The sequence below is a fragment of the Sphingobium sp. FW305-3-2-15-F-TSA7 genome (genome assembly GCF_058787155.1).
The window spans coordinates 48,543-74,058 of the sequence record NZ_JBYSZM010000007.1 but is presented as its reverse complement, the minus strand read 5'-3'; the positions used below and the strand labels follow the sequence as shown (position 1 = coordinate 74,058).

21 protein-coding genes are annotated in these 25,516 nt (G+C 63.4%); 17 read left to right on the top strand and 4 right to left on the bottom strand.

Annotated elements, in window-relative coordinates; genetic code table 11:
• Positions 1-113 precede the first annotated feature (113 nt).
• The 3 genes from AC3WN8_RS07160 (at position 114) to AC3WN8_RS07150 (ending at position 4,382) form a co-directional block, all read left to right on the top strand.
• Positions 114-1,235: a metallophosphoesterase family protein gene (locus AC3WN8_RS07160; RefSeq protein WP_492668709.1), complete on the top strand. Its 1,122-nt coding sequence runs from the start codon at positions 114-116 to the stop codon at positions 1,233-1,235.
• The gene (locus tag AC3WN8_RS07155) at positions 1,232-3,877 is read left to right on the top strand and encodes an AAA family ATPase (RefSeq protein ID WP_492668708.1); all 2,646 of its coding nucleotides are present in this window, start codon (positions 1,232-1,234) and stop codon (positions 3,875-3,877) included. Before AC3WN8_RS07160 ends, AC3WN8_RS07155 begins: the two co-directional genes overlap by 4 nt.
• Before the next feature lie 244 nt (positions 3,878-4,121).
• Positions 4,122-4,382, top strand: coding sequence for a YjhX family toxin (locus tag AC3WN8_RS07150; protein ID WP_492668707.1), 261 nt, complete (start codon positions 4,122-4,124; stop codon positions 4,380-4,382).
• Positions 4,383-4,528: 146 nt separating this feature from the next.
• Here AC3WN8_RS07150 and AC3WN8_RS07145 read toward each other — a convergent pair whose 3' ends face one another.
• Both AC3WN8_RS07145 and AC3WN8_RS07140 read right to left on the bottom strand, forming a co-directional pair.
• Complete coding sequence (locus tag AC3WN8_RS07145) at positions 4,529-4,930, bottom strand: RidA family protein (RefSeq protein WP_492668706.1); 402 nt, start codon at positions 4,928-4,930, stop codon at positions 4,529-4,531.
• On the bottom strand, positions 4,927-5,820 hold the full coding sequence (locus tag AC3WN8_RS07140; protein ID WP_492668705.1) for a VOC family protein: 894 nt from the start codon (positions 5,818-5,820) through the stop codon (positions 4,927-4,929). Before AC3WN8_RS07140 ends, AC3WN8_RS07145 begins: the two co-directional genes overlap by 4 nt.
• A gap of 161 nt (positions 5,821-5,981) precedes the next feature.
• Here AC3WN8_RS07140 and AC3WN8_RS07135 point away from each other — a divergent pair, with 161 nt between their 5' ends.
• The 6 genes from AC3WN8_RS07135 to AC3WN8_RS07110 all read left to right on the top strand — a co-directional run bounded on the left by AC3WN8_RS07135 (position 5,982) and on the right by AC3WN8_RS07110 (position 12,577).
• Positions 5,982-6,707: a TetR/AcrR family transcriptional regulator gene (locus AC3WN8_RS07135; protein WP_492668704.1), complete on the top strand. Its 726-nt coding sequence runs from the start codon at positions 5,982-5,984 to the stop codon at positions 6,705-6,707.
• Between the two features lie 112 nt (positions 6,708-6,819).
• Entirely contained in the window at positions 6,820-7,581 is a 762-nt protein-coding gene (locus tag AC3WN8_RS07130) for a maleate cis-trans isomerase family protein (protein WP_492668703.1), read from the top strand.
• Entirely contained in the window at positions 7,581-8,804 is a 1,224-nt protein-coding gene (locus tag AC3WN8_RS07125) for an acyl-CoA dehydrogenase family protein (protein ID WP_492668702.1), read from the top strand. Before AC3WN8_RS07130 ends, AC3WN8_RS07125 begins: the two co-directional genes overlap by 1 nt.
• Before the next feature lie 53 nt (positions 8,805-8,857).
• Positions 8,858-9,430 carry a GNAT family N-acetyltransferase gene (locus AC3WN8_RS07120; protein ID WP_492668701.1) on the top strand — a complete coding sequence of 191 codons (573 nt, stop codon included), beginning with the start codon at positions 8,858-8,860 and terminating at the stop codon, positions 9,428-9,430.
• 69 nt (positions 9,431-9,499) lie between these two features.
• Positions 9,500-10,837, top strand: coding sequence for an aminotransferase family protein (locus AC3WN8_RS07115; RefSeq protein ID WP_492668700.1), 1,338 nt, complete (start codon positions 9,500-9,502; stop codon positions 10,835-10,837).
• Positions 10,838-10,876: 39 nt separating this feature from the next.
• Positions 10,877-12,577, top strand: coding sequence for an AMP-binding protein (locus AC3WN8_RS07110; RefSeq protein ID WP_492668699.1), 1,701 nt, complete (start codon positions 10,877-10,879; stop codon positions 12,575-12,577).
• A 12-nt stretch (positions 12,578-12,589) separates the two neighbouring features.
• On the opposite strand, the gene AC3WN8_RS07105 is transcribed toward AC3WN8_RS07110, so the two are convergent.
• Entirely contained in the window at positions 12,590-12,853 is a 264-nt protein-coding gene (locus AC3WN8_RS07105; RefSeq protein ID WP_492668698.1) for a hypothetical protein, read from the bottom strand.
• On the opposite strand from AC3WN8_RS07105, the gene AC3WN8_RS07100 reads away from it, so the two are divergent.
• The 8 genes from AC3WN8_RS07100 to AC3WN8_RS07065 all read left to right on the top strand — a co-directional run bounded on the left by AC3WN8_RS07100 (position 12,852) and on the right by AC3WN8_RS07065 (position 24,878).
• Positions 12,852-15,005 carry a TonB-dependent receptor gene (locus AC3WN8_RS07100; RefSeq protein ID WP_492668697.1) on the top strand — a complete coding sequence of 718 codons (2,154 nt, stop codon included), beginning with the start codon at positions 12,852-12,854 and terminating at the stop codon, positions 15,003-15,005. The two genes, AC3WN8_RS07105 and AC3WN8_RS07100, sit on opposite strands and share 2 nt — an antisense overlap.
• A 126-nt stretch (positions 15,006-15,131) precedes the next feature.
• Positions 15,132-16,409: an alpha/beta fold hydrolase gene (locus AC3WN8_RS07095; RefSeq protein ID WP_492668696.1), complete on the top strand. Its 1,278-nt coding sequence runs from the start codon at positions 15,132-15,134 to the stop codon at positions 16,407-16,409.
• On the top strand, positions 16,406-17,578 hold the full coding sequence (locus tag AC3WN8_RS07090) for an FAD-dependent monooxygenase (RefSeq protein WP_492668695.1): 1,173 nt from the start codon (positions 16,406-16,408) through the stop codon (positions 17,576-17,578). Before AC3WN8_RS07095 ends, AC3WN8_RS07090 begins: the two co-directional genes overlap by 4 nt.
• Positions 17,575-20,877 (top strand): amidohydrolase family protein, encoded by a 3,303-nt coding sequence (locus AC3WN8_RS07085; protein ID WP_492668694.1) that lies wholly within the window; start codon positions 17,575-17,577, stop codon positions 20,875-20,877. Before AC3WN8_RS07090 ends, AC3WN8_RS07085 begins: the two co-directional genes overlap by 4 nt.
• Positions 20,867-21,682 carry an SDR family oxidoreductase gene (locus AC3WN8_RS07080; protein WP_492668693.1) on the top strand — a complete coding sequence of 272 codons (816 nt, stop codon included), beginning with the start codon at positions 20,867-20,869 and terminating at the stop codon, positions 21,680-21,682. The genes AC3WN8_RS07085 and AC3WN8_RS07080 overlap by 11 nt, the downstream gene beginning before the upstream one ends.
• Before the next feature lie 76 nt (positions 21,683-21,758).
• Positions 21,759-22,328 (top strand): HD domain-containing protein, encoded by a 570-nt coding sequence (locus tag AC3WN8_RS07075; protein ID WP_492668692.1) that lies wholly within the window; start codon positions 21,759-21,761, stop codon positions 22,326-22,328.
• Positions 22,329-22,353: 25 nt separating this feature from the next.
• Entirely contained in the window at positions 22,354-23,769 is a 1,416-nt protein-coding gene (locus AC3WN8_RS07070) for an APC family permease (protein ID WP_492668691.1), read from the top strand.
• Positions 23,770-23,777: 8 nt separating this feature from the next.
• Positions 23,778-24,878 (top strand): phosphotransferase, encoded by a 1,101-nt coding sequence (locus AC3WN8_RS07065; RefSeq protein WP_492668690.1) that lies wholly within the window; start codon positions 23,778-23,780, stop codon positions 24,876-24,878.
• Here AC3WN8_RS07065 and AC3WN8_RS07060 read toward each other — a convergent pair.
• Complete coding sequence (locus AC3WN8_RS07060; RefSeq protein WP_492668689.1) at positions 24,862-25,482, bottom strand: TetR/AcrR family transcriptional regulator; 621 nt, start codon at positions 25,480-25,482, stop codon at positions 24,862-24,864. The genes AC3WN8_RS07065 and AC3WN8_RS07060 overlap by 17 nt on opposite strands.
• Positions 25,483-25,516 lie beyond the last annotated feature (34 nt).

The window sequence follows — 25,516 nt, the reverse complement described above, 5'->3', positions numbered from 1 at the left end:
GCTTACACAGGCACAGGCTACCAGTCCCGGATGGGCGCGCAAATCGCCATGATGGATTCAATGCGAGGCTCGAACGGATTGGATACGGCGCGATTGTCTGAAATAGGGGGCTGATGGTCAGAATCGTCCACACGGCTGATTGGCAGCTCGGCAAGCCGTTTGGCGGCTTTCCGGATGACGTGCGCGCGGCATTGGCGGATGCGCGTCTCGATGTGATCGATCGGATCGCGGAGATCGCATCGCGGAAGCAGGCCGGCCATGTGCTCGTCGCCGGCGACGTGTTCGACAATATCGATCCGGGCGACCGCGTTCTGGTCCAGGCGCTTTCGCGCATGGGGCGTACGTCGCTGCACTGGTGGCTGATGCCGGGCAATCACGATCATGCGCGTGCGGGTGGGCTCTGGTCGCGTGTGCGGGCGAAGGCGTCGGACAATGTCCACGTAACCGACACCGCCGATGCCGTGATGCTGGAGGAGGGCGCATGGCTTCTGCCCGCGCCGCTCGATCACCGCCGGACCCGCGACGATCCGACGGCCCAGTTCGACGCCATGGATACGCCGCCGGGCGCCGTGCGGATCGGCCTGGCGCATGGTTCGATCACCGAGTTCGGCGGGTCGGGCGAGGCGAGCAATCTCATTCCGCCCGACCGTGCCCGATTGTCGGGGCTCGACTATCTCGCGCTGGGCGACTGGCATGGCCATCTCATGGTCAATGCCAATACCGCCTATAGCGGAACCCCGGAGGTCGACCGATTTGGCCGCGACGAACCCGGCAGCATCATCGTGGCGGACGTGGCCGCGGGTGCCGCGCCAAGGCTCGAGCGGATCGAGACCGGCCGCTATCGCTGGCTGACCCGTCAATGGGAACTGGCCCGGTCCGACGACCTCCGACACGAGCTGGACACGTTCAAGCAGAATTGTCAGCCGGCGCAGACCCTGCTCAATCTCGATCTGACCGGATCGGTGTCGCTCGCCGATCGCGTATCGGTCCTCCGTCAGCTCGAAGATGGTCTTGCGCACGAACTGCGCTGGCTTGAACTCACGAGCGACGGCCTGCTGGCAAGCCCGACCGATGACGATCTTGCCAATATCGATGTGCAGGGAACCCTGGCGATCGCTGCCGAGCGCTTGCGGGCGAAAGCGCTCGATGGCGGCCCCGAGGCCGTATCGGCGCGCGCGGCGCTGGAGCGTCTCTATATCGAAGCGCTGAGAGTCCGGGACGAGGCACAGCCATGAAGCTGCTTTCGATCGAACTCGCCAATTTCCGGAAATTCAGAAAACCGATCACGATCTCGGGATTCAGCGACGACCTCAATATCATTGTCGAGCCCAATGAAACCGGCAAGTCGACGCTTCTGGAGGCGTTGCGCGCGGCCTTTTTCATCCGGCATTCGGCAAAGAGCGAGCTGGTGCGGTCCTATTGTCCGTTCGGCGATGATGTTGCTCCGAAAGTCGCCGTGGCGTTCGAGATCGACGGCGCGCAATGGCGGATCGAAAAGCAATTCCTCAAATCCCCCCATGCGGTGCTGATCGGCCCCAATGGCCGGATCGAAAGCGATGCCGCGGAGGAACGGCTGCAAGGCTTGCTGGGGTTCGAAAGGAACAACAGCCGCGGTAACGACCCCGAGACCCGCGGCGCGCTCGGTCTCTTGTGGGTGGAGCAGGCCAGCGCTCTTTCCGTGGAAGCGCCCAACCGCCTTGTCAGGGACAGCATCCATGGTGCGCTCGAGGCCGAGGTGGGCGTGGTTCTTGGCGGGCGCCGCTTCGAACTCGTCAAGGCCCGGATCGAAGAGGCCTATGCCGGCTATCGTACGGCCAAGACGGGCAAGGCGACCGGCAAGCTGGCGGAAGCCGAGGCTGCGCTGGACGGCGCCCGGACCCGGCGCGAGGCAGCGGTGACGATTTTGCGGGACTATGAGCAGACGCTGTCTCGCCTTGAAGAGGCCCGGACCGCAAAGCGTCTGGTGGAACGCGATCTGGCGGACCCCGAACTGGTCGAGCGATTGCATCGGTTGAAGGAGGATCTCAAGCTCGCGGAGACGGCTCAGCTTCGTCTGTCCAATGCGACGGCCCGCCATGGCGAAATCGAAGCGAAGCTGCGCAGTGCGGAGCAATGGCTGCAACGCTATGACGCGGCGGTGATCGCCACGGCCGCCTGCGCGGACGCCCTGGTCGCTGCAGACAAGGTGCTGGCGGAGCAACGCGCGGAGAATGCGGCGGCTCTCGAAACGGTGGCGGCCAGGCGGGCGGCGCTTGCTGAGATCCGAACCCGCAAGACGGCTGCCGAGTCATCGCTCGATCAGGCGCGCGCGATCCTGGCCGGTCGCGAACGGTCCGGCGCATTGCAGCGCGCCCGGGCCCAGCTTGTCGAAGTGCGGCGGATCGAGGGCCTGATCGCCGAGCGGGAGGTGGAGGCGAGGCTCGCGATCGACGACGACGCGCTGGAGGCGCTTGCCAGGCTCGATCGCAAGGCCACGGAGGCGCGCATCCTGTTCGAGGCGGGGGCGGTGGCCGTCGACATCGAATTGCTCGGCGACGGTTCGTTGAAGATCGACGGCGACGAAGCGCCCGCCGGCCGTCACGATCTTGTCCGTCCGACCGAGATCGTGCTGGAACGGGTGGCGCGGATCGTCGTGACGCCACCCAATGCCGGCGGGCTGTCGGCCGAAGCCAGCCTGCGTTCGGCCGATGAAGCGCTCGCTTCCGCGCTTGGCGCGCTCGGCGTGGCGAACCATGCGGCCGCCCGCAGCCGGGCGGAGCAAGCGCGCGCGGCGGCGCAGGAGATCGCCACGCTCAAGCGGCAGATCGAGACTCTGTGTCCCGGCGAAGCGGGATTGGGGCTGGCGCCGGGGTCGAATGCGTTGAAGGCCTTGCTGGGTGAGCTTGCCGAGGCGCCTGAAGCCGCTCGCGAGGACATCGATATCGACATTGCCGCTCTCGACGCGACGCTCCAGGCGGTGCGCGAGGAAGAACGCGTCGCGCTGTCCCATCTAGAAGCCGCTCAGGCCGCGGCCCACGAACATGAGAAACGCCTCGTCCAGTTTCAGGCCGAGCGGGCGGGCGCCGCCCGTGAAACCGAAGCGGCGGATCAGAGGCTTGTCGCGCTGCACGGAGAGGCCGATCGCGAAACCGTCGGGCAATCGCGTCAGGACGCGCGGGAGGAGCTTGCCCGGCGAGCGGAGGCGCTCGATCAGGCAAGGCAGGCAGCGACCAGTTTCGATGCCGAACGTCTTCGCAAGGGCATTGCCAATATCGAGCGCGAACAGGTTCGCGGGCGCGAAGAGCAACTGGAGCTGGCGGCGCGGATCGCGTCGCTGGAGACCAGTGTCGCCAGCGATGGTCCCAAGGGGCCGGCGAGCCTGGCAAGCGAGGCGGAGGAACTCGAACAGGCCGCGGCTGCGCGCCTGTCGCGGCTCGTCGCCGAAGCGGACGCGCTGGAACTGCTGCGCCGGACCTTGCGCGAAGTCGGCGACGAGGCATCCCGAACCTTTTTGGGGCCGGTCACGCGACGCGCGGCGCGTTACATCGAACGGATCCTTCCCGGTGGCGATCCCGAGTTCGACGAGGAGATGAGCCTGACCGGAATCACGCGGGACGGAACCGCGGAGGCCAGCGGCGATCTCAGCCGTGGCACGCAGGAACAACTCGCCGTGCTCACGCGGCTCGCCTTTGCCGACCTCCTTCTGGAAAAGGGCGCGCCGGTCTCGCTCATCCTCGACGATCCGCTGGTCTATTCCGACGATGGCCGGTTCGAGGCGATGACGGACATTCTGACCGAGGCCGCGAACCGAATGCAGGTGATCCTGTTCACTTGCCGTGCCAAGGCGTTCCGTCATGTGCCCGGCCATCGCATCACCCTTGCGGGAGGAGCGGCGTGATACAGGCTCCGGCGTCTTGCACCGCGCCATTTTCGCGATTACGTCCGCCCCATGCCTATCTTTGAGCTTGTAGCCCGTAAATAGGCGGCCTCGGGGCGTGTCGCCCCGTCTGCTGCCCATTTGCGCGGCGGAACCATGCGCTTCTTCGCATGCTGTTCCGCGGCGTGGTTCAACATGCCAGCCATATCGCATGCTCAGCTGGTGCGATCGCGAGATGGCGGGCCGGAACGGGCAAAGTTCAATCATGAATGTTTCGAAGACCGAACAGCGCGTGCTCCACGTGCTGGCGCGAGGTGGGCGTATCGTTCACCGGCGGGATGAAGATACCGGCCGCATCGACGAAGTCGATTGCTTCACGCATGAAGGCTGGCGGCTGTCCAATTGCACGATAGATATTTTCAGATCGCTCAAGCGCAAAAGGATGATCGCCAGCAAGGAAGGCGGCCCCTATCGCATCGCGCGAAAAGGGTTGCTCGCCCTGCGCGGGCAGGCCGACAATCGGTAGCGAGCCGCGAGGCTTGGGGGAGGTTCGGCAGAGGCTTCAGCGCTCAGCGGGGTGCGAGCCTGGCAGGCCTCCCCCTCACAAATGCCTGTCCACAAGGGAGCAATGACGGTCGGGGCGATCGGCGTGGGCCTTGTCCCCTGCTCAGCTCAGGATGGGGTGCCGAGATAAGCGATCAGTTCGATCTCGATCATCAATTCCGGCATGGCGAGGCTTTTGACTTCGACGCCCGTGGTCGCCGGCGGCAGCCCGGCGACATAGAAGTCATGCCGTGCCGCAGACTCGGACAGGAAGCGCTGGATGTCGGTGGTGAAGATCGTCTCCTTCACCACATCGGCGGGCGTCGCGCCCGCGCGGTCGAGTATCGAGCGCAAATTCTCATAGGCTTGTGCGACCTGGTCGGCCATCGACCCTTGCCCGACGACGGTGCCCTCCGCATCGACGCCGACCGTGCCGGAAACGAAAAGCAGATTGTCGCATCGGACCGCGCGGGAGAAGCCATATTTGCGCTCGACCCGTTCGTTCAGGAAAAGGGGCATTGGGCGGGTCATGATGGCTCCATCGCGGCGATGCTGGCGGACGTGGTGATCGAAAGCGTCTCGGTGGTGAATTCGGAAACATCACCGTTGAGGCCGCCGACGAGCATGCTGAACCACAATGCCTCGTCGAGCTTCACGTCCGCGCGCGACAGTTCCAACAAACCGGGGGCGGACACGCAGACATAGTCGTCGCCGATCGGCGTGAGCATGAGATCCGAACGGTCCGCATAGTCGATCAGCGGTCGATATTCGGGCAGGCACGGCACATAGATTGCGGGGGCGGCCGGGTCGATCTGGTGGAACCCGTATGTGTCCCGGACGATCCTTGCCTTCAGCCGCCACATATCCTCGATCGACCGTCCGGTGATCGTGGCGCCTTCGGGATTGGGGCCGAAGGTTTCGGCGATGGCCATCAGCGATCTTTCGGCGTCGCTCTTGTCTAGCGGCGTCAGGTCGCGAAGCCGCCGCGTGATTTCGAGCGGATAGTCATTGGGATCGAGGAAATAGATCGACTCGATCAGTTCGTGCCGGATCTGGGGCGTCACCTTGACGCCTTTGGCCTTGAGGCGGGTGTGCCAGGCGATCATCTCTTCGTCGGTTTCGACCGACCATGCCGTATGGCGCGCCTGTGCCTGATAGCCGAACGGATTTTCCGGACGCGGCGGCGGGGGGCTGCCAATATGGTAGAAGAACGCGATGGTGCTGCCGCGCCCGGCGTCGAAGAAGAAATGGAAGAAGTCCGGATAGCCGTTTTTCCACCCCCATCCTTTTGCCGTGATCGCATGAAGCACGGGCAGCCCGAGCACGTCGCGATAGAATTCGATGGTTTCCTTCGGCTTCGCCGTCGGAAAGGCGGTGTGGTCGACACCGTTGAGGGACAAGGGGGGAAGGGGAGTTGTCATGAGCGCACCTAAAGGCTGATGACGCTAAAATCAGACTCAATTGTTGAATTGTCAACTCTTGTGTCAAATCAATTGAGCTTCCAAAAGGCTGTGGCGGGCGGTGTGCCCATGTGCAATTTCCTGTCACCCTTGGCGCGATGGCGCATTTGCGGGGGACGATGATGAACGGAGTGAACCCGGTGAGCGCCAAGGGGCCTAGAAACAAGATGATCCGTGGCGACCTGCTTCAGAAGGCCGCGGCGCTGTTCGCGGAGAAGGGCTTCGCCTCCACCAATATCCAGGACATTGCGGACGCCGTGGGCCTGAGCCGCCCGTCGCTCTATTATTATTTCAAGAACAAGGACGAAGTGCTGACCGCGCTGGTCGAGGAAGCGACGACCTATCCGGTCACGATCCTCGACAAGCATCGCCGGGACAGCCGGCTGCAACCGGCGGATCGGCTCCGCAATGCGATGGCGGAACTGGTCGCCTGGATCATCAGGTCGCCGCTGGTGATCAAGGTCCTCGAAACGAACGAGTCCAGATTGCCGGTGAACTTGGCGGAAGAGCACCAGCAGGCGAAACGGCGCGTGCTGAAGGCATTTGTCGATATGATCACCGATGGCATTCAATCGGGAGATTTCCGCCCGGTCGATCCGCGTGTCGCGGCCTTCGCCCTGATCGGCATGGGGAACTGGACGGCCTGGTGGTATGCGCCGGACGGCGACCGGACTGCCGTCGAGGTGGCTGAGCAATTCGCCGAAATGGCCGTCCGTTCGCTGAGCTGGGCGGACGTGCCGACGTCGCAGGGCAGCAGCGTCGACCAGGCTTTCGCCTTGCTGAAGACCAATATCGCGCTTCTGGAAAACGCCATTTCAATCGAGAAATCGGGCACGCCCAAGGGCTGACCCCGCTTGCCGCATTCGCGGTGAGCGCACCTGCTCGCACATCTATTGACACTAACGTCGAATATTCGACATAAATGGAGAGAATCAGATGATGCGATGATCGGGGTATCGAATGACAATGAAGACCTATCGGATCGGCCAGATCGTTCCGAGCTCCAACACGACGATGGAGATCGAGATTCCGGCGATGCTCAATGCGCGCCGCGCGCTGTTTCCCGAAGATACGTTCAGCTTCCATTCCAGCCGCATGCGCATGCGCAAGGTGTCGAAGGAGGAGCTTTCGGCGATGGACGGCGAGTCCAGCCGCTGCGCGGTCGAGCTCGCCGACGCGCGTGTCGACGTGATGGGCTATGCCTGCCTGGTGGCGATCATGAGCCGGGGCGCCGGCTATCATCGCGAGAGCGAGGCGCGGCTGGCCAAGGTCGCCCTGGCCGAGGGTGCCGACGCGCCCGTGGTGTCGAGCGCGGGCGCGCTGGTCGAGGCGCTGTCGACGATGGGGATCAGGAAGGTCGCGATCGTCACGCCCTATGTCGAATCGCTCACCCGCCTCGTCGTCGAATATATCGAGCATGAAGGCTATGAGGTAACGGACTGCATCTCGCTCGGCATCGCGGACAATCTGGAGGTCGGCCGTCGGGATCCTCTGGCGCTGGTCGAGATATCGCAAGGCCTCAATGTCGCCGGTGCCGACGCGGTGGTTCTTTCCGCGTGCGTCCAGATGCCGTCGCTGGCGTCCGTGCCGATCGTCGAGACCCGGCTCCAGCGGCCCGTCGTGACAGCGGCGATCGCGACCACTCATCAGATGCTCAAGCGGCTTGGGCTCGACGCGCAGGCACCGGGCTGTGGCGCGCTTCTCGCCGGGGGCTATCGCTGATGGATATGAGCGATAGCCGGCTGGAGACCGTGGCGCGCGACCTCCAGGCATTCATGGACACCCATGTCCACCCGGTCGAACACGCATTCTACGAGGCGATCGATACCACGCAGCCCGAATGGCACATGCCGCCATTGCTTGAGGAGCTGAAAAGCAAGGCGCGCGAGGCCGGGTTGTGGAACCTGTTCGTGACGCGGGACTATGGATCGGGCGCTGGCCTGACCAACCGGCAATATGCCCGACTTGGCGAAATCATGGGCCGGGTGTTGTGGGCGCCGGAGGTGTTCAACTGCAGCGCACCCGATACCGGCAATATGGAAGTCCTGCTGAAATTCGGGTCGGTCGCGCAGCAGCGGCAATGGCTCGATCCGTTGCTGCGCGGCGTGTTGCGTTCGGTTTTCTGCATGACCGAGCCCGATGTCGCGTCCTCGGACGCGACCAATATCGCGACGCGGATCGAACGGCGCGGCGACACATATGTCGTCAACGGGCGGAAATGGTTCGCATCCGGCGCGATGAATCCGCGCGCGGAAATCTTCTTCGTGATGGGCAAGACCGATCCGGACGCCGCCCGGCACAAGCAGCAGTCCATTGTTCTCGTGCCTCGCGGCACGCCCGGCCTGTCGATCGTTCGGCATATGCCCGTCTATGCCGGGACCGACGCGCATTTCGGCGGGCATGCCGAAGTGACTTTCGAGAATGTCGAGATTCCCGCCGCGAACCTCATCCTGGGCGAGGGGCGCGGTTTCGAGATCGCGCAAGGTCGGCTGGGGCCGGGCCGGGTCCATCATTGCATGAGATTGATCGGCATCGCGGAACGGGCGCTGGAAGCAATGTGCCAGCGCTCCATCGCGCGGGTCGCGTTCGGGCGGCCGCTGGCGGACTTCGGCACCATCCGGCTCGACATCGCCCGTTCGCGCGCCGAGATCGAACAGGCCCGCCTGCTCGTTCTGCGAACCGCGGAGCTGATCGATGCGCACGGCGCGAAAAATGCTCGGCGCGAGATCGCGCTCATCAAACTGGTGACCCCCGATATCGTGGCGGGAATCGTCGATCGCGCGATCCAGGCGCACGGTGCCGCGGGTGTCACCAACGATCATTTTCTCGCTCGCGCCTGGGTCTATGCCCGCACCATCCGGCTCGCCGACGGGCCGGACGCGGTTCACGCCGAGTCGATCGCGCGCGGCGAAATCGCTGCGATGCGCGAACGATTGGCGGCCTAGCGCCGTCGGATCCTGTGCCCGCTTCGCGCGGACCGAACCGGGAATCTGGAAGAATGTGGAAAAACGACCCTCTGCCACGCCGGGCATTCCGCCTCGAAACCGATCGGCTGTGGATTGTGCCGTGCAGCGAATATGACCCGCATGCCTATGCCGGGATACTCGCACGCAATCGCCGGCATATCGGCCATTATATGCCTGACGAGATCCTGGATCTTGATGCCGGGGATGTTGGCGGCTTTCTGGAATCGCTCGGCGCATCCTGGGACGCGGGCGATGCCCTGTGCCTGATCGCGGTCGACAGGGGCGAGGGGGCGTTTCGGGCACAGATCTATGCTCAGCCGATCGACAGGCATGCGAACATCGTCGAGATCGGTTATTTCACCGATGTCGAAAGCCAGAGGCGCGGGTTTGCGACGGAAGCGGTCCGGCATGTGTCGCGCTTCCTGTTCGAGCGGACCGCGACACGAAAAATCTGCCTGATCTGCGATGTCGACAACCAGGCGAGCATCGGTGTGGCCGAACGCAGCGGCTACATCCTGGAAGGTACGCTGCGTGCGCATGCGCTCAACAAGGACGGCACTCGTCCGGATCGGCGTTTCTACGCCCGCTTGCCCGACGATCCTTGATCCGGCGCGAAAGCGAGTGGACAATATCGTCGAATTTTCGACATCAATGAGATAGCGAAGGGAGAGATCATGACCGGCATCGACACCATGACGGCGACCATGAAGCGCAGCCACGCGGTTCAATATCATGCGCATTGCCCATGGTCCGAGCTGACCCCCGAGGATGGCCTCGTCATTGTGCGGGGTGAAGGAATCCACGTCTTCGACATGGAGGGGCGCCGCTATATCGACGCGATCTCCGGCGGATGGAATGTCGCGCTGGGCTTCAGTTCGCAGCCGCTCATCGAGGCGGCGTCCACGCAGCTGCGCATCCTTCCTTATTATCACACGCTCTACAATTGCAGCACCGATGCATCGGTGATGCTGTGCGAACAACTCGCGGCGCTCGCCCCCTTCGAACTTGGTCGCATCGCATTCTCGAACTCGGGTTCGGAAGCGGTGGAAGTGGCCGTCAAGATGGCCTGGCTTTATCACATGGCGAACGGCCAGCCCGAACGCCGAAAGCTGCTGGCCCGACACGGCAGCGTGCATGGGACGACGATATTCGCGTCCTGTCTCGGGGGGCTCGGGATGAAGGAATTGTTCGGCCCGGAAGACACGCTGATCCACCATGTATCGAGCCCCAATATCGCGCTCTATGGCGATCCGGACGAGAGCGAACACGCTTTTGTCGATCGGCTGCTGCAAGAGGTTGAGGACCTGATCGCGCAGCAGGGCGCCGGGACGATCGCCGCGATGATCATCGAGCCCATCCCGGTCGTCGAGGGATTCCATGTTCCACCGCCGGGCTATCTTACCGGTCTTCGCTCGCTTCTCGACAGGCACGGCATCCTGCTCGTCTTCGACGAGGTGATCACCGGCTGCGGCAGGACCGGATCCGTTTTTGCGAGCGCCTGGCTCGATTGCCACCCCGACATTCTTGTCCTCGGCAAGGGGCTGACCTCCGGATATGCGGCGCTCGCGGCGACACTGCCGTCGCGGCGGATCGGTGAAGCGGTCGATGGGTTTTGCGAGGTTATCGGCGAATTTCCGCACGCGGGAACCACGGCGATGCACCCCGTTGCGATGCGCATCGCCTCCGCCGCGCTGACCGAGTTGGAAAGCGGCGGCGTACTCGATCATGCCAGATCGGTGATCCCCGTATTCCAGGCGCGTTTGCGGGCATTGTCCGGCCACCCCGGCATAGCCCGTGTCGACGGCGTCGGCCTTGGCGGCAGTATCCATTTGCTGCCCGATGCGGACGGAGCCGATCCGGTATCGCGCATCGCGCGCCGCTGTCGGGCGCGTGGCATCCAGCTGCACGGTCAGCATGGTGCCATCATTCTGGCGCCGCCGCTCATCATCACGGCCGGGCAGATCGACGAGATTTTCGACGTGCTGGCCGCCGTGCTGGCGGAGACGGACTGAGCGGTCCGCATGAAAGTCCGGGTTCAAGAGAGAGTGAAAATGCGAATTGGCCAGAAAGAAGACGATATCGTCGACACAGTGGGGGTTCGTCACCCTTTGCCGGGTGTGGTTTATCCGGACGCCGGACGTCTGCGTGCCTATCATGACCGTGGCATTCTGGGGGATGTGCCCCTGGGGCAGGCATTTCACGAAGCCGCCCGCCAGGCGCCCGACAGGATAGCGCTGATCGGCTGCGAGTCCGGCCGTCGCTACACCTATGGCCAGCTCGACACGATGTCGGATTGCTTCGGCGCGGCCTTGCTCGAACTTGGCCTGAAGCCGCGCGACCGGATGATATTCCAGATCGGCAATGTCGAGGAACTGTTCTTCTGCCTCTATGGCTGTTTCAAGGCCGGCATCGTTCCGATCGCGACTCTCCCCAATCACCGGGAGCAGGAAATAGGCTTCATCGCCGATTTTACCGAAGCGCGGGGGCATATCGTCCAGGCGAATTTCCGCGGAGGCGAGTTGCCGGACTTTGCGCTCGCGATGGCCGGCAAATGCCCGTCGCTGGAATTCCTCATCACGATATGTGGAGATCCGCCAGAAGGCGGTCATGGCTTCGAGGCACTGGTCCGCAGTCAGGATCCCGCGGTTGCCCGTGCGCGGCTGGCGGCGCTCGATATCGACCCGTTCGACATCGCGATGTTCCAATTGTCGGGCGGAACGACGGGCATTCCCAAGATCATTCCCCGTTTCCACAATGAATATCTCTACAATATGGAGGCCTGGGCGGACGCGTCGGGTTATGACGGGGATGTGCGGGTCTATTGGCCGCTGCCGATCATCCACAATGCGGGGATCGTCTGCGGCGCGCCACCGGCGCATCTGCGCGGCGGCTGCGTGATCGTCCAGCAATCGCTCGATCCTTCGGCGATGCTGAGGGCGATCTCCGAGCATCGCGTGACCATGACGGTCGCCAGCATTCCCCTGATCGTGCGGATCATCGATGCCGGCATCGCACAGGATCACGATCTGTCATCGCTACGCGACCTGATCACTGCCGGTGAGACCAATCTTGTCGAGCGCAGCTTCAATGTCCCCGGCCATCACCTGTTCGGCATGAGCGAGGGGCTTTGCATGCGAACGACGCCTGGCCATCCCGCCCGGGCAAGGGGCGCCACGGTGGGGCAGCCGCTCAGCCCGGCCGACGAAATCAGGATCCTGCATCCCGGCAGCGAAGTGCCGGTCGAGATCGGTGAGGTCGGCGAATTGTGTTGCAGGGGCCCCTATACGATCGCGGGCTATTACAAGGCCGAGGAGCATAACGGAAAGGCATTCACCGCCGACGGCTTCTACCGCTCGGGCGATCTCATGCGCGCGCACGAGATCGACGGGCAGATTTTCTATTCGTTCGAAGGGCGCATCAAGGACAATATCGACCGGGGCGGCGAGAAGATCAGCGCCGAGGAAGTCGAGCGCGCGGTCCTCGATCATCCCTCGGTGCGCGAGGTCGCGGTGGTGGGAATGCCCGACCGGGAGTTTGGGGAGCGGGTCTGCGCCTATGTGATCCCGGAGGTCGGGCAGGCGATGCCCGATGTCGCGGCGTTGAGCCTATATCTGAAGGAACGTGGGCTCGCGCGGTACAAGCACCCCGACCATATCGAGATCGTGCAGACATTTCCCGTCACCAAGGTCGGCAAGGTCAGCAAGCCGGCGCTCAGGCAGGATATCGCGGACAAGCTCTCCAGGCGAAGCTGACGACCGATCCAATCATGGACATGCGAGGACGGCGGGTGCGCGAAAGCGGGCTCGCCGTTCTGCTTTTTGATGCGTGCCTGCCTGCCGGCCATCATTTTTCCCCGGAAAACCTGACTTGTGGACATGCAATGCCGCGTGATCGGATTTCCATTTGACTCGAATCAACTCTAGTGTCAGATTATCAACACTAAAGTCCGATACGAGAAAAAGGGGGAGCCAGATGCGACATTTCAAAAGGACGTGGGTCTGCTCGAGCGCGATCGCGATCGCCGTCATGTCCTCGAGCGCTCTGGCGCAGGCCGATGCCGATCAATCGGCGACCGAAGCCGCCGCCGATCCCGGCCTTGGCGACATTGTCGTGACCGCCGAGCGTCGCTCTTCCTCGATTCAGAAAACGCCGCTTTCGATCGTCGCGATGACGGGGGATGCGCTCAAGGAGGCCGGCGTCGAAAGCACGCTGGACCTGCAACTGATCGCGCCGGGCGTGGCGGTCTCTACCAACACCGCCACAGCGCAGATCTATGTGCGCGGTGTCGGCACGAATTTCGGCGGCGATCAAAGCGTCGCGGTCCATGTCGACGGCGTCTACCAGGTCACCACCCAGGCAGCGCTCCAGGAATTCCTCGGCGTCGATCGCGTCGAAGTGCTCAAGGGGCCGCAAGGCACGCTTTATGGCCGCAATGCCACCGCCGGCGTGGTGAACATCATCACCCAGCGGCCGACCATGGATTTCGAGCTTGAGGGCGACCTCGAGATCGGAAACTTCGATCGCCTTCGCGAACGGCTGTTGGTGAATGTGCCGATCGTCAGTGACAAGGTGGCATTGCGCGCCACGTTCCTGAACACGGATCGCGACGGATTCAGGCGCAACCCCTATCTCAACACACGCATCGACGACGAAAACTACTGGGCTGGTCGCACGCAACTGCTGCTGACCCCGAACGAGGATGTCGAGCTGCTGCTGATCGGCAATTACAGCCACGAAAAGGATTCCCGCACGCTGGGATTCAAGATCAACAAGAACGTCTTCGCGCCGCAGGTCGATCTGCTGCCGAGCTTTGGGCTTGCCCCCGGCACGGTCCCCGATGATCCGATGGTGATCTATTCGGACAAGCGATCGGTCCAGAATTTCAAGCAATATGGTGCAAGCGCGCATCTCACCTGGCGGCTTGGCGATGTGAATCTGCGCAGCCTGACGGCGTATCAGGCGAACAAGGCGGCCGAGGATATCGACATTGACGGTACCGAGGTTCCGTATTTCAACGGATTTACCGATGGTGGCAAGGTCAGCTGGTTCTCGCAGGAACTCCAGTTCTCCAGCGAAGGCAGTGGACCGCTGCAATGGGTCGCGGGCCTGTTCTACCTTCGCGACAAGCGGCGCGAGCGCGGCGTCTATACCACCCCGCTGTTCGACTCGCTGGGGCTTTCCAACGGCCCGATCGGGCGCGATTTCGATCAGCGGTCCGAGGCATATGCCGCCTTCGGCCAGGCAACCTATGCGCTGAGCGAGCAGTTCCGCGTCACCGCCGGCGCGCGTTTTGGCCGGGAGAGCAAATCGGCGATCCAATATGTGAACGCCGATGCGTCGCTCGGGGTGGATGAACGGGGGCGCAAATCATGGAATTCGTTCACGCCCCGATTGGCGGTCGAGTTCAGCCCGAGCAAGGATGTGATGCTCTATGCATCGGTCACCAAGGGCTTCAAGTCCGGCGGCTTCAACGAGAGCGCGCGCGACGTGTTCGATCCGGAGACCATCTGGAGCTATGAAACGGGGCTGCGTTCGACCTGGCTCGATGGCAAGCTCAGGTTCAATGCGAGCGCCTTCTTCTACGACTATAGCAACATCCAGGTGAACCAGGCGCTTCCGGCGCCCGATCCCGAAACCGGCGCGACGACCGAGGTCGGCAACGCTGCTTCCGCCGAAGTGAAGGGGCTGGAATTCGAACTCTCGGCCCTGCCGGTCGAGGGGCTCAGGCTGAGCGCCGGCGTCTCGTTGCTGGATGCGAAATACAAGCGCTTCCTTTCGCCCAACAGCGAGGTCGACGGAACGCTCATCGTCGATCTGTCGGGCAACAGGCTGCCGCGTGCGCCGAAATTCGCGGCGACTTTGTCCGCCCAGTACAGCCGCGAAATCGGCGGGGCGGGCAGCGCGTACATCCAGGGCGATCTCTACCATCAGTCGCGGGTGTTCTTCACTGCCTTCAACAATCTGAACGACCGTTACGGCCAGCAGGACTCCTACGAGATTCTCAATGGCAGGATCGGTTTCGATACCGCCGACAAGCGATGGAGCATCGCCGTGTTCGGCCGGAACCTGACCAACAGGGTCTACAAGCAGAATGTGATCCGGGCGCTCGGCTTCTTCGGCCAACTCGATCTGCTGGCGCCGCCAAGGACATATGGCGTGCAGTTGGGCTTCCGGTTCTGACCGGGGCCCAGGGGCGCGCCCAGCGTCTCGCTGCATGGCCTGTCACGCTCCGGAGCCGGTCGCTTCAGGGAATTACCGCGCGCGCTTCCGGATCGGGCCGGGCGGAGCAATCACAAGGAGTTATTTGTGACGATCAAGGGGCGCACTGCTACCGCCGGCCTGCGAGGCGCGCATTGGAATCCGGCGCGGCTGCCAGAGGGGATGTCGCTTTCGAGCCACAGCCTCTCGACCGCCGATGGCGCCGTAACATCGGGCTTCCTGTTCTCGACCGGTGGCGAGCGCCTTGTGGTGTGCCTCATGCATCCGCGCGAAGTGCTGGTGTCGCATTATCTGGTGCCGGATATCCTGAAGGCCGGCGCGGCGGTCTGGGTGCAGGCGCCCCGGTCGCCCGGCAACGACATCCGGCTGGAACATGAAATCGCGCTGCTGGATGTCGCGGCGGGGCTCGCATTCCTGCGGCAGGCCGGTTTCGAGAAGATCGTGCTGCTGGGCAATTCCGGCGGAGCCGGGCTCTATGCGCTGTACAATCAGCAAGCCGGTGCCGCACCCGGCGATCGGCTGGCGACCACGCCGGCGGGCCGACCGACCGGGCTATCCACCGCCGATCTGCCCGTTCCCGATGGCGTCATCCTGGTTTCACCCCATCCCGGCCAGGGGCGGCTGCTGATGAATGCCCTCGATCCGTCCGTGGTCGACGAAAACGATCCTCGTTCGGTGGAGCCGATGCTCGATCCGTTTTCGGAGCAGAACGGCTACCCGCCCCATCCATCTGGCCCCTGCTATTCGCCCGAATTCGTGGCGCGTTACAGGGCCGCTCAGGCGCTTCGTGTCGCGCGTATCGATCAGACGGCGCGCACCATTGTCGAGCGCCGCACCGTCGCGCGCCGCAAACTCAAGGCCGGCGCAACCGATCGCGCCACGCGCATCGATGCGGCGCATTCGCCGCTGATCACGGTCTGGCGGACCGATGCCGACCTTCGCTGCTTCGATCTGACGCTCGATCCCTCCGATCGCCGTTTCGGGTCGCTATGGGGCACCGACCCTTTCGTTTCCAACTGGGGCTCGATCGGCTTCGCGCGCATCTGCACGGCGGAAAGCTGGCTGTCGACCTGGTCTGGATTGAGCTCGCGGGCAGCGGTGGAGCCGTGTGCGCCCGCGATCGGCCAACCCAGCCTGCTCATCCAATATACCGGGGACAATTGCGTCTTCCCCGCCGACATCGCGCTGATCTTCGCCGCCATCGGATCGTCCGACAAGGTGCTGGAGGCGATACCCGGCGATCATCATGGCCGCCGATTGTCCCCAGACGGCGTCGACGGCCAACTGATCGCCGGCGAAACCATTCGAAACTGGCTCGGCGAAACATTCGGCGCGTTCCTCCCTGCTGCCGCGAGGGCCTCATGAAGATCAATATCATCGGCGGCGGACCCGCCGGCCTGTACTTCGCGATTCTCGCCAAGAAGGCGAACCCTGATGCCCGGATACGGGTGTTCGAGCGCAATCCCAAAGGCGCGACCTATGGCTTTGGCGTCGTCCTCGCCGACCAGGGGTTGCAGCATCTCAAACGTGCCGATCCCGCGTCGTACATCCAGATCTCGGCTGCGATGGAAATGCTGGGCGAGCAACTCATCACGGTTCCGGCCGGGTCGGTCGTCATCGATTCCGAGGCGAAGGCGGGCAGCATTTCGAGATTGCGCCTTCTCGACATCCTGCAGTCCTGCTGTGCCGAGGCGGGCGTCGAAATGTGCTTCGATCATGGTGTCGAGGCGGTGGGCGACTATCTCGATGCCGATCTCGTCGTGGGCGCGGACGGTGTCAATTCGCTGGTGCGGGCCGGTTTCGAGCAGGAATTCGGCACATCGGTCTACATGCTGACCAACCGGTTCGCATGGTATGGCGTCCAGTTCGCCTTCGACCGTCCCGCTCTTGCCTTTCGCGCCTTTCGCGGCGGCTCCTTTGTCGGCCATTATTATCCCTATCAGTCCGACATGAGCACATTCGTGGCCGAATGCGACGAAGCCACATGGTTGGCCTGCGGGCTGGATGCGATGACCGACGACGCGCGACAGAATTTCATCGAGCATGTCTTCGCCGAGGATCTGCGCGGCCATCGCCTCATCGCCAATCATTCGCCGTGGCGCCAGTTTCCGGTGGTCCAGAATGCGCGCTGGACGCACGGCAATATCGTGCTGCTGGGCGATGCGCAGCGCAGTGTCCATTTCTCGATCGGATCCGGCACTCGCCTGGCGATGGAGGACGCGATCGCGCTTGGCGACGTCTTCTCGACTTCAGGCGGCGATATTCCGCGCATGCTGGAACTCTTCGAGCAATTGAGGCGCCCGGCGGTGACCCTGCTCAGCGATGCCGCGGCAAAAAGCTTCTCCTGGTATGAGAATTTCAGCGAGAAGATGGGCCTGAATCCGCTCGACTTCGCGCATGATTACATGACCCGGACTGGCCGCATGACCGACAAGCGCCTCCGATCCCGTCATCCAGGATTTATGTCCGACTATGATGCGAAGCAGCCCGACCACGCTGAAGCATCCGTAAGAGTGAATGGGGAAATGCCATGAAATTCCTATCCGTCGCGCCGATCCTCGCCGCCATCGCGGTTGCCCAGGCGGGCCATGCGCGCGCCGCCGATACGAGCGACGCCAAATGGGATGTTTCCGTCCCGCGCGGCGAGACCCGCCAGATCGAATTCAATGTCAGCGAAGGCACCTGGATGTCCGCCGACATATCGCCTGACGGACGCTGGATCATATTCGACCTGCTCGGCAACATCTATCGTGTTGCGGCCGATGGTGGCGCCGCGACCCTGCTTACAAAGGCGTCGGGCATATCGGTGAACTACCATCCGCGCTATTCGCCCGATGGCAGGACGATCGCGTTCGTCTCCGACCGCAGCTCGCAGGACAATCTCTGGCTGATGGATGCCGACGGATCGAATCCGCGGCCGCTCCACCCGGATCAGGATTCGCGCTTCGCGGAACCGGCCTGGACACCCGATGGGCAGAGCATCGTCGCCACGCGCCGGTTCCAACGGCCCGGCATGGGCTTCATCGTCACCACCGATACGGTGTGGCGGGTGCCGGTCGATGGCGGCGCGCCCGAGCAGCTTGTCGGCATTTCCGGGCGCCCGGACATCACCGAGGATCGCAACGAGATCTGGCGTGGTACGAACCTGTGGAACGGCGCCGACCGCCATCAATGGCCGAGCGTGTCGCCCGACGGCCAGTTCGTCTATTTCCAGACTTCACCCTATGGCGGCAATCCCCGGCGTATCCAGCGCATCGACCTGAAGACGCGGCAGGTGCAGGATGTCACCGAAACCAAGGACCGGTATTTCGGCGACTGGGCATCGGAACGGCCGTTCCCGCTCTACCTGACCGAACTCGCGCCCGAAGTGTCGCCGGACGGCCGGTGGCTTGCCTTCGCACGGCGCATTCCCGAGGGACGGGTGGAGCAGGCCGGCCATGAGATGACGGGTCGCACAGCGCTCTGGCTCCGCGACCTCAAGACCGGTGAGGACAGGATCGTCGTCGACCCGATCACGCGGGACGCCGGCACCAACCTTCCCAATTACCAGGACCGCATTCTGCCGGGATATAGCTGGGCGAAGGACAGCAAGTCCCTGGTCCTGAGCATCGGTGGCAAGCTGAAGCGCTATTGGCTCGACGATGCCAGGACGACCACGATCGAGTTCACCGCCGAAGTCAAGCGCGAGATATCGCAGATGACCCGCGCGAACGTGCGGATCGAGGATGACAGCTTCAGTCCACGCTTCGTGCGCTGGCCGCTGACATCGCCGACCGGCAAGCACGCGCTGTTCGAGGCGGCCGGCCGTCTCTGGCTCACCTCGACTGGACATGCGACACCGCGCGCGATCAGCGCGGGCGGGGACGATGCGGTTCAACTCACGCCATCCTGGTCGGGCGACGGCAAGGCGTTCGTCTTCACCACCGCGACGGAGGCTCGCGCCGGTCATATCTGGATGGTCAAGGCATCCGACGCGGTCGCGCGCCAGATTTCCCTTGAACCGGCGCTCTATATGCGGCCGTCCTTCAGCGCCGATGGCGCGCGCATCCTCGCGGATCGCTGGCCGGCAGCGCTTACCTTCACCGCCGACAAGCAATATTGGGAACTGGTATCGCTGCCGGCGACGGGGGGCACCGCGACGATCGTCGCGCGCGACAAGGGCGCGTCATCCGGCAATGCGGCGCATCCGGGCAAGCGCTTCTTCCTGAAACCGGGCGACAAGGGGATGACGCTCACCGCGTTCGATCCGCAGTCGAAGACCGACCAGCCGATCGTGACCGTCGCGGGCCCCGTGTCCGAACTGGCATTGTCGCCCAATGGCAAGCTGCTCGCCATCGGCCAGTATCAGGACGCCTATCTGGTGCGGCTCAAATCGGTTCCCGGCGAACTGGTCGATACCACCGGGCCCGACGCGCAACAGATCACCCGCAAGGGCGCGCGCTACCTGAACTGGCGCGACGACAATGTTCTGGAGATGGCCAGCGGCGGTGCGCTGACGAGCTACGACGTGTCGTCGCAGACATTGCGATCGACGCCCAGCGGCCTTGTGCTGCCACGCGCGATCGCGCGCGGTTCGATCGTCTTCGCGAATGCGACCGTGATCACGATGAACCAGCGACAGGTCGTCACCGGCAATGTCGTCGTCACCAATGGACGGATCACCTGTGTCGGGCGCTGCGATACGCCGGCCGATGCGCGGACCGTCGATGCGAGCGGAAAATACATCATGCCCGGCATGTTCGATGTGCATGCCCACTCGATCCATGAGGACGAGGGCAGCGACATCATCAACCTGCGCCGCCTCGATTCCTCGGCCTATCTCGCTTACGGCGTCACTACGATCCATGATCCGTTCGGTTCGCCGGTTCCGCAATTCTCGATCAGCGATCTGGTCGAGGCGGGGCGGATCGTCGGTCCACGCACTTATTCGACCGGATATGCGCTGACCTGCACCGGGCCGGGCGGATTGCTCCGGAACATCGAGACGTTCGAAGACGCGCTCGATCATGTCGATCGAGCGGCCAGTTATGGCGTGCTCTCGCTCAAGGATTATCTGCTGTGCAACCGCAAGCAGCGCCAGATGATCGTCGAGGCGGCGCGGATGCGGAACATGACCGTGACCACCGAACTTGGTCCGCTCAACTATATGCTGGGCCAGGCGATGAACGGGCTGACGGGCTGGGAACACCCCCTGCAGTACAGGCTCTACGACGATGTGGTGCAGTTCTTCGGCAAGGTCGGATCGACGAACTCGGCGCAGATCTATCTGAGCGATTTCTCGAACGGTTCGGCGCTCGAATATTGGTACAGCCGCAACAACCTGCTCACCGACAGCAAGGCCAGCCGCTGGACCTCGTGGCAGCGCGGCACGGCGCGGCGGATCTTCAACAAGAAGCCGGAAACCGAATATCTGTTTCCGGTCGTCGCCGACGGATTGCGCAGGATCAAGCGTGAAGGCGGCCATGTCGCCGTGGGCGCGCATGGCGAAGTCGTCGGACTGGGGACGCATTGGGAACTCTGGACGATGACCAGCGGCCAATCGGGCCTCAGCAACGACGAGGCCCTTGAAGCGGCGACGATCGACAGTGCCCGCTTCATCGGTCTGGATCGTGAGCTCGGGAGCATCGAGACCGGCAAGATCGCGGACCTGCTCGTGCTCGACGCGGACCCGCGCGCGAATATCCGCAACACCCTGTCGCTGCGCTATGTCGTGAAGGCGGGGCGCATGTACCAGGCGGACACGCTGGACGAGCTGTGGCCCAGGGCTGTCAAATATGGCGATCCCAGCGGCTTTCGTACCGACATCCTGCGGGATGACGTCCGTGCCGAATAGTCCCGATCCTTGCCGGGGTGCGGGAACGGCCGCTTTCGACCTGACCGGGCGCACTGCGCTCATCACCGGCTCGTCGCGCGGAATCGGAGAGGCGATCGCGCGCCAGCTTGCCAGCCAGGGCGCGCGCGTCGTGATCTCCTCCCGGCAGGTCGAGGCATGCGAGGCGGTCGCGCATGACATCAACCGGCGTCATGGCGATGGTATCGCCATCGCCGTCGCGGCGAATATTTCGCGGAAACAGGATCTGGCGCGGCTGGTCGAGCAAACACGCGATCGACTGGGCGATATCGACATATTGGTCTGCAACGCCGCGACCAACCCTGTTTACGGGCCGATGCTCGATATCACCGACGAGCAGTTCGAGAAGATCCTGTCGAACAACATCCTGTCCAATCACTGGCTCGTCCAACTCGTCGCGCCGGGGATGATCGCGCGGCGTCGGGGATCGATCATATTGATCAGTTCGATCGGCGGGCTGACGGGCTCGACGGTGGTCGGCGCCTATAATGTCTCGAAGGCGGCGGACCTCCAGCTTGCACGCAACCTCGCGCTTGAATTCGGACCGCATGATGTGCGGGTGAACGCGATCGCACCCGGCCTGATCCGCACCGATTTCGCACGGTCGCTATGGGAGGATCCGCGCGCGCAGGCGCGCGTCGTCCAGGCGACGGCATTGCAGCGGATCGGGGAAGCGGCGGAAATCGCGGGTGCCGCCGGCTATCTGGCATCGGATGCCGCCGCGTACATGACGGGACAGACGCTCGTGGTCGATGGCGGCGCGACGATATCGGGGCTGACGCCATGACCCGTGCCGCGCATCAGCGGGGCTGAGCCTCCCGCACGGTCCCGCCAATCATTCCAGCCAGCCAGGGAGGTCAACGATGAACCGGGTTAAATATTATCACATGGCCGATGGCGATGCCGAGGATTATCGGCTGGCGACGGAGAGATTCGACCGATCGCGGTGCGTGACCCAGCATGCCGACGCGGTGATGGATCATCTGAAATTCCTCCTCGGCGACGATGCCGGCCATCATGTCGACCGTTTCGAGCATTCGTTGCAGACGGCGACACGCGCGCTGCGCGATCACCGGCCCGATGACTATGTCGTCATGGCGTTGTTCCACGACATTGGCGACACGCTCTCTCCGCACAATCATGGCGATGTCGCTGCGGGCATCCTCAAGCCGTACGTCACCGAGGAACAGCATTTCATCGTGAAGAACCACGCGGTCTTCCAGGGCTATTATTTCTGGCATCTGGACGGGCAGGGACGCGACCGGAACGCGCGCGACATGTTCCGCGACCATCCCCATTTTCAGGCCACCGTCGATTTCTGTGAAAAATACGACCAGATGTCGTTCGATCCCACATACGACACCCTGCCGCTCAGGGAATTCGAGCCCCTGGTCCGCCGGGTGCTCTCCGCGCCCAGGATGTGGGCTTCCTGACACTCGATAGGTGGGGCGCATCGGCATGGATGAGCAGGGGCTCAAGCGCGACATCGGGTTCGTGCAATATTTCAATCTCGCCTTCGGCACGATCGTCGGTGTCGGCTGGATCATCATCATGTCGACCTGGCTGCTTGAGGGCGGGGCGCTCGGCGCGAGCCTTGCTTTCCTGGTCGCCGGCATCTTCATGTCGGCCATCGGCCTTTGCTACGCGAAGCTCGCGATCCGTTATCCCGTGACCGGCGGGTCGATCGCCTATGCCTATAATGTCTTCGGCGCTCCGGCGTCGTTCATGACCGGGTGGCTGATGGTGCTCACCTATGTCGCCGCGTCCGCATTCGGGGTCGTGTCGACGAGCTGGGTGATCGAGGCGTTGCTGCCCGGCATAAAGGGGCCCGCGCTCTACGAGGTGATGGGAACGACGGTCCATCTTGGAACGATGATCGTCGGATTCCTGCTGTTGCTGGCGATCGGATATGTCAATTATCGCGGGGCCGGCCTCACCGCGCGGATCCAGGATTATCTGACCTATATCTTCCTCCTGCTCGGGGCGGTCATCGTCGTGGGCGGGGTCTATAACGGGCGGGTCGACAATCTCTGGCCGCTGTTCAAAAGCGCGGACTGGTCCGTCTCCTTCGCGGGGTTTCTGACCGTGCTGGCCACGACGCCCTTTTTCCTCTCCGGTTTCGATGTCGTCCCGCAGGCGATGGGGGAAAAGCATCCAAGCGTCACGCCACGGCACGTCATGATCGCCGTCGTCGGTGCGATCATGCTCGCGGTGATATTCTATGTTTCGGTGATCCTGGGCACGGCGATGCTGCTGCCGCGCGGGCAGTTCGCCGGTCTCGAACTGGTCGTCGCCGAGGCATTCACATTGAGCCTGGGGTCTCCGATCTTTGGAAAACTCGTGCTCGTCTGCGGACTTTTCGGTGTTCTTTCGAGCTGGAACGCCCTGTTCTTCGCGGGAACGCGCGTCCTGTTCGCGCTCGGCAGGGCTCGGCTCCTGCCGCCCTCGCTTGCCCGGCTCTCCCCCCACGGGACACCTTCGATCGCGACGCTGCTTGTCGCCCTGACCGGCGCGGCGGTCATTTTCTTCGGAAAGGGGATCATCCTGCCGCTGGTGAAGACGCATGTGACGGTCATTTCGATCGTGTTCTTCGTCATGGCGCTTTCGGTTCACGTCTCACAGAGCCGGAGGCAGATCGCGTTCGCGCATCCGGTCTTCGGTCGGCTGGTCTCGACAAGCGCGATGCTGTTTTCCGCCGCCCTGGTCTGCATCGCCCTGGCCGAAGCCTATCGCAACAGGACCGGTATCGTTCCACTGGAATGGATCACGCTTTGCATCTGGCTGATGCTGGGGGGCGCGGCCTGGGCGCTGGGCAGGGTTTCGCGCGCGCAATTGTCCGAAGGCGCGCGTGCGCAGATCCTCTTGCACGGTTGAAGGGAGCGATGACGACCATATCCATCAATGCTCCGGCGGATCGCGCGATCGACACCGCATCGCTTGCGCGGTGGATGTCGGATCATGTCGACGGCTTTTCCGGCACCCTGGCGATCGAGCGATTCAGCGGTGGACAGTCCAATCCCACCTACAGGGTCACGGGTTCCGGCCGATCGTTCGTGCTTCGGCGCAAGCCGTTCGGCCCTATCGTCAAGGGGGCCCATGCCATCGACCGCGAGGCGTTGGTCATGGACAGGCTTCACGGTGTCGGTTTTCCGGTGCCGCGCATCCATGCGCTCTGCACCGACGCCGATGTCATCGGCAGCGCATTCTATGTGATGGAACTGGTGGAGGGGCGGATCTTCTGGGATCCGGCGCTGCCGGACTGTACGGTCGAAGAGCGGTCATCGCTCTATGGCGCGATGAACCGGACGATCGCGCGGCTTCATTCGATCGACCCCGCCGCCGCCGGCCTGACCGGGTTCGGGCGCCCGGAAAACTACATTGCCCGGCAGATATCCCGCTGGTCGGGCCAGTATCTGGCCGATCGCGATGCGGGGCGTGATCCCGCGATGGACAGGCTGGTCGAACTGCTCGCCGACTATGATCCGGGTGATGAGGAGGTCAGCCTCGTTCACGGCGATTTTCGCATCGACAATCTGATTTTCGATCCGGTCGAACCGCGCGTGATCGCGGTTCTCGACTGGGAATTGTCGACGATCGGCAATCCCGTGGCGGACTTTGCCTATCACGCCATGATGTACCGGATGCCTGTCGGCCTCGTCGCAGGGCTCCGGGGCACCGACTATTGGCGGACCGGCATTCCCGACGAGCAATCCTATCTCGCGGAATATTGCCGGCGGACCGGTCGCACGGACCTTCCCCATTTCGAATTCTATCTGGCGTTCAATCTGTTCCGGGTCGCGGCGATCCTCCACGGCATCAAGGGGAGGATCGTGCGCGGCAACGCCGCATCCGATGCGGCCCGGGAGCGGGTCGCGATGCTACCCGAAGTCACGCATATCGCATTGCAACAGGCCGAACGCGCCCTCGGCCACCCGCCTCGGGCTGCGAACCATGTGCCCCAATCATTCAGCCCGCCGGCGTGACAGCCGATCTCGCGAGCAGGTGCATCAGGGCCCGGAACTGGGCGAGTTCCTCGGGATCGGCGGGGTCGTAGCGGCGGTTGTCGCCGATCTGGTTGCCGTTGCAGACATAGAAGAGCGCGCCGCTGCCCACCGCATTGACCAGATGCATCGCGGAGAGCGGCCTGAAGTCGCCCGAGGCGACCCCTTCGGCGACCAGCTTCTCGATATCGCTCAGCAGCACGTTGGAGAATTGCGTCGGATCGCCATGCCGTGGCGTGACGTCGGCGACCAGGCGCAGGATGATGCGCGCCGCGGTTGGGCGTGCCACGAGGAAGTCGAGCCACGCGTCGAACAATGCGAACAGCCGGTCGAGCGGCGCCGTCGCATCGGCGACGCGCCCCAGCGCAGCCTCGTGCATCGATGCGAAGATCTCCGCCTCGACCGCGTCGTAGAGTTCCTGCTTGCCCGCGAAATAATAGATGATGGACGGGCGGCGGATGCCGACCGCCTGCGCCACATCCTCGAGGCGCGCGGTCGCGAAGCCGAGATCGGCGAAGACCTGCTCGGCTGCGTCCAGGATCGACTGGCGGGTCGCTTCGCCACGGTGATGTTTGATCGGCTTCATTGCCGTTCTTCCTAAAGCATCGCGTGACGAAGTG

What these genes read in the sequence shown, in the direction of transcription:
- AC3WN8_RS07160 (WP_492668709.1), top strand. Translation starts at nt 114, where the DNA reads ATGGTCAGAATCGTCCACACGGCTGATTGGCAGCTCGGCAAGCCGTTT.
- AC3WN8_RS07155 (WP_492668708.1), top strand. Translation starts at nt 1,232, where the DNA reads ATGAAGCTGCTTTCGATCGAACTCGCCAATTTCCGGAAATTCAGAAAA.
- AC3WN8_RS07150 (WP_492668707.1), top strand. Translation starts at nt 4,122, where the DNA reads ATGAATGTTTCGAAGACCGAACAGCGCGTGCTCCACGTGCTGGCGCGA.
- AC3WN8_RS07145 (WP_492668706.1), bottom strand. Translation starts at nt 4,930, where the DNA reads ATGACCCGCCCAATGCCCCTTTTCCTGAACGAACGGGTCGAGCGCAAA.
- AC3WN8_RS07140 (WP_492668705.1), bottom strand. Translation starts at nt 5,820, where the DNA reads ATGACAACTCCCCTTCCCCCCTTGTCCCTCAACGGTGTCGACCACACC.
- AC3WN8_RS07135 (WP_492668704.1), top strand. Translation starts at nt 5,982, where the DNA reads ATGAACGGAGTGAACCCGGTGAGCGCCAAGGGGCCTAGAAACAAGATG.
- AC3WN8_RS07130 (WP_492668703.1), top strand. Translation starts at nt 6,820, where the DNA reads ATGACAATGAAGACCTATCGGATCGGCCAGATCGTTCCGAGCTCCAAC.
- AC3WN8_RS07125 (WP_492668702.1), top strand. Translation starts at nt 7,581, where the DNA reads ATGGATATGAGCGATAGCCGGCTGGAGACCGTGGCGCGCGACCTCCAG.
- AC3WN8_RS07120 (WP_492668701.1), top strand. Translation starts at nt 8,858, where the DNA reads ATGTGGAAAAACGACCCTCTGCCACGCCGGGCATTCCGCCTCGAAACC.
- AC3WN8_RS07115 (WP_492668700.1), top strand. Translation starts at nt 9,500, where the DNA reads ATGACCGGCATCGACACCATGACGGCGACCATGAAGCGCAGCCACGCG.
- AC3WN8_RS07110 (WP_492668699.1), top strand. Translation starts at nt 10,877, where the DNA reads ATGCGAATTGGCCAGAAAGAAGACGATATCGTCGACACAGTGGGGGTT.
- AC3WN8_RS07100 (WP_492668697.1), top strand. Translation starts at nt 12,852, where the DNA reads ATGTCCTCGAGCGCTCTGGCGCAGGCCGATGCCGATCAATCGGCGACC.
- AC3WN8_RS07105 (WP_492668698.1), bottom strand. Translation starts at nt 12,853, where the DNA reads ATGACGGCGATCGCGATCGCGCTCGAGCAGACCCACGTCCTTTTGAAA.
- AC3WN8_RS07090 (WP_492668695.1), top strand. Translation starts at nt 16,406, where the DNA reads ATGAAGATCAATATCATCGGCGGCGGACCCGCCGGCCTGTACTTCGCG.
- AC3WN8_RS07085 (WP_492668694.1), top strand. Translation starts at nt 17,575, where the DNA reads ATGAAATTCCTATCCGTCGCGCCGATCCTCGCCGCCATCGCGGTTGCC.
- AC3WN8_RS07075 (WP_492668692.1), top strand. Translation starts at nt 21,759, where the DNA reads ATGAACCGGGTTAAATATTATCACATGGCCGATGGCGATGCCGAGGAT.
- AC3WN8_RS07070 (WP_492668691.1), top strand. Translation starts at nt 22,354, where the DNA reads ATGGATGAGCAGGGGCTCAAGCGCGACATCGGGTTCGTGCAATATTTC.
- AC3WN8_RS07065 (WP_492668690.1), top strand. Translation starts at nt 23,778, where the DNA reads ATGACGACCATATCCATCAATGCTCCGGCGGATCGCGCGATCGACACC.
- AC3WN8_RS07060 (WP_492668689.1), bottom strand. Translation starts at nt 25,482, where the DNA reads ATGAAGCCGATCAAACATCACCGTGGCGAAGCGACCCGCCAGTCGATC.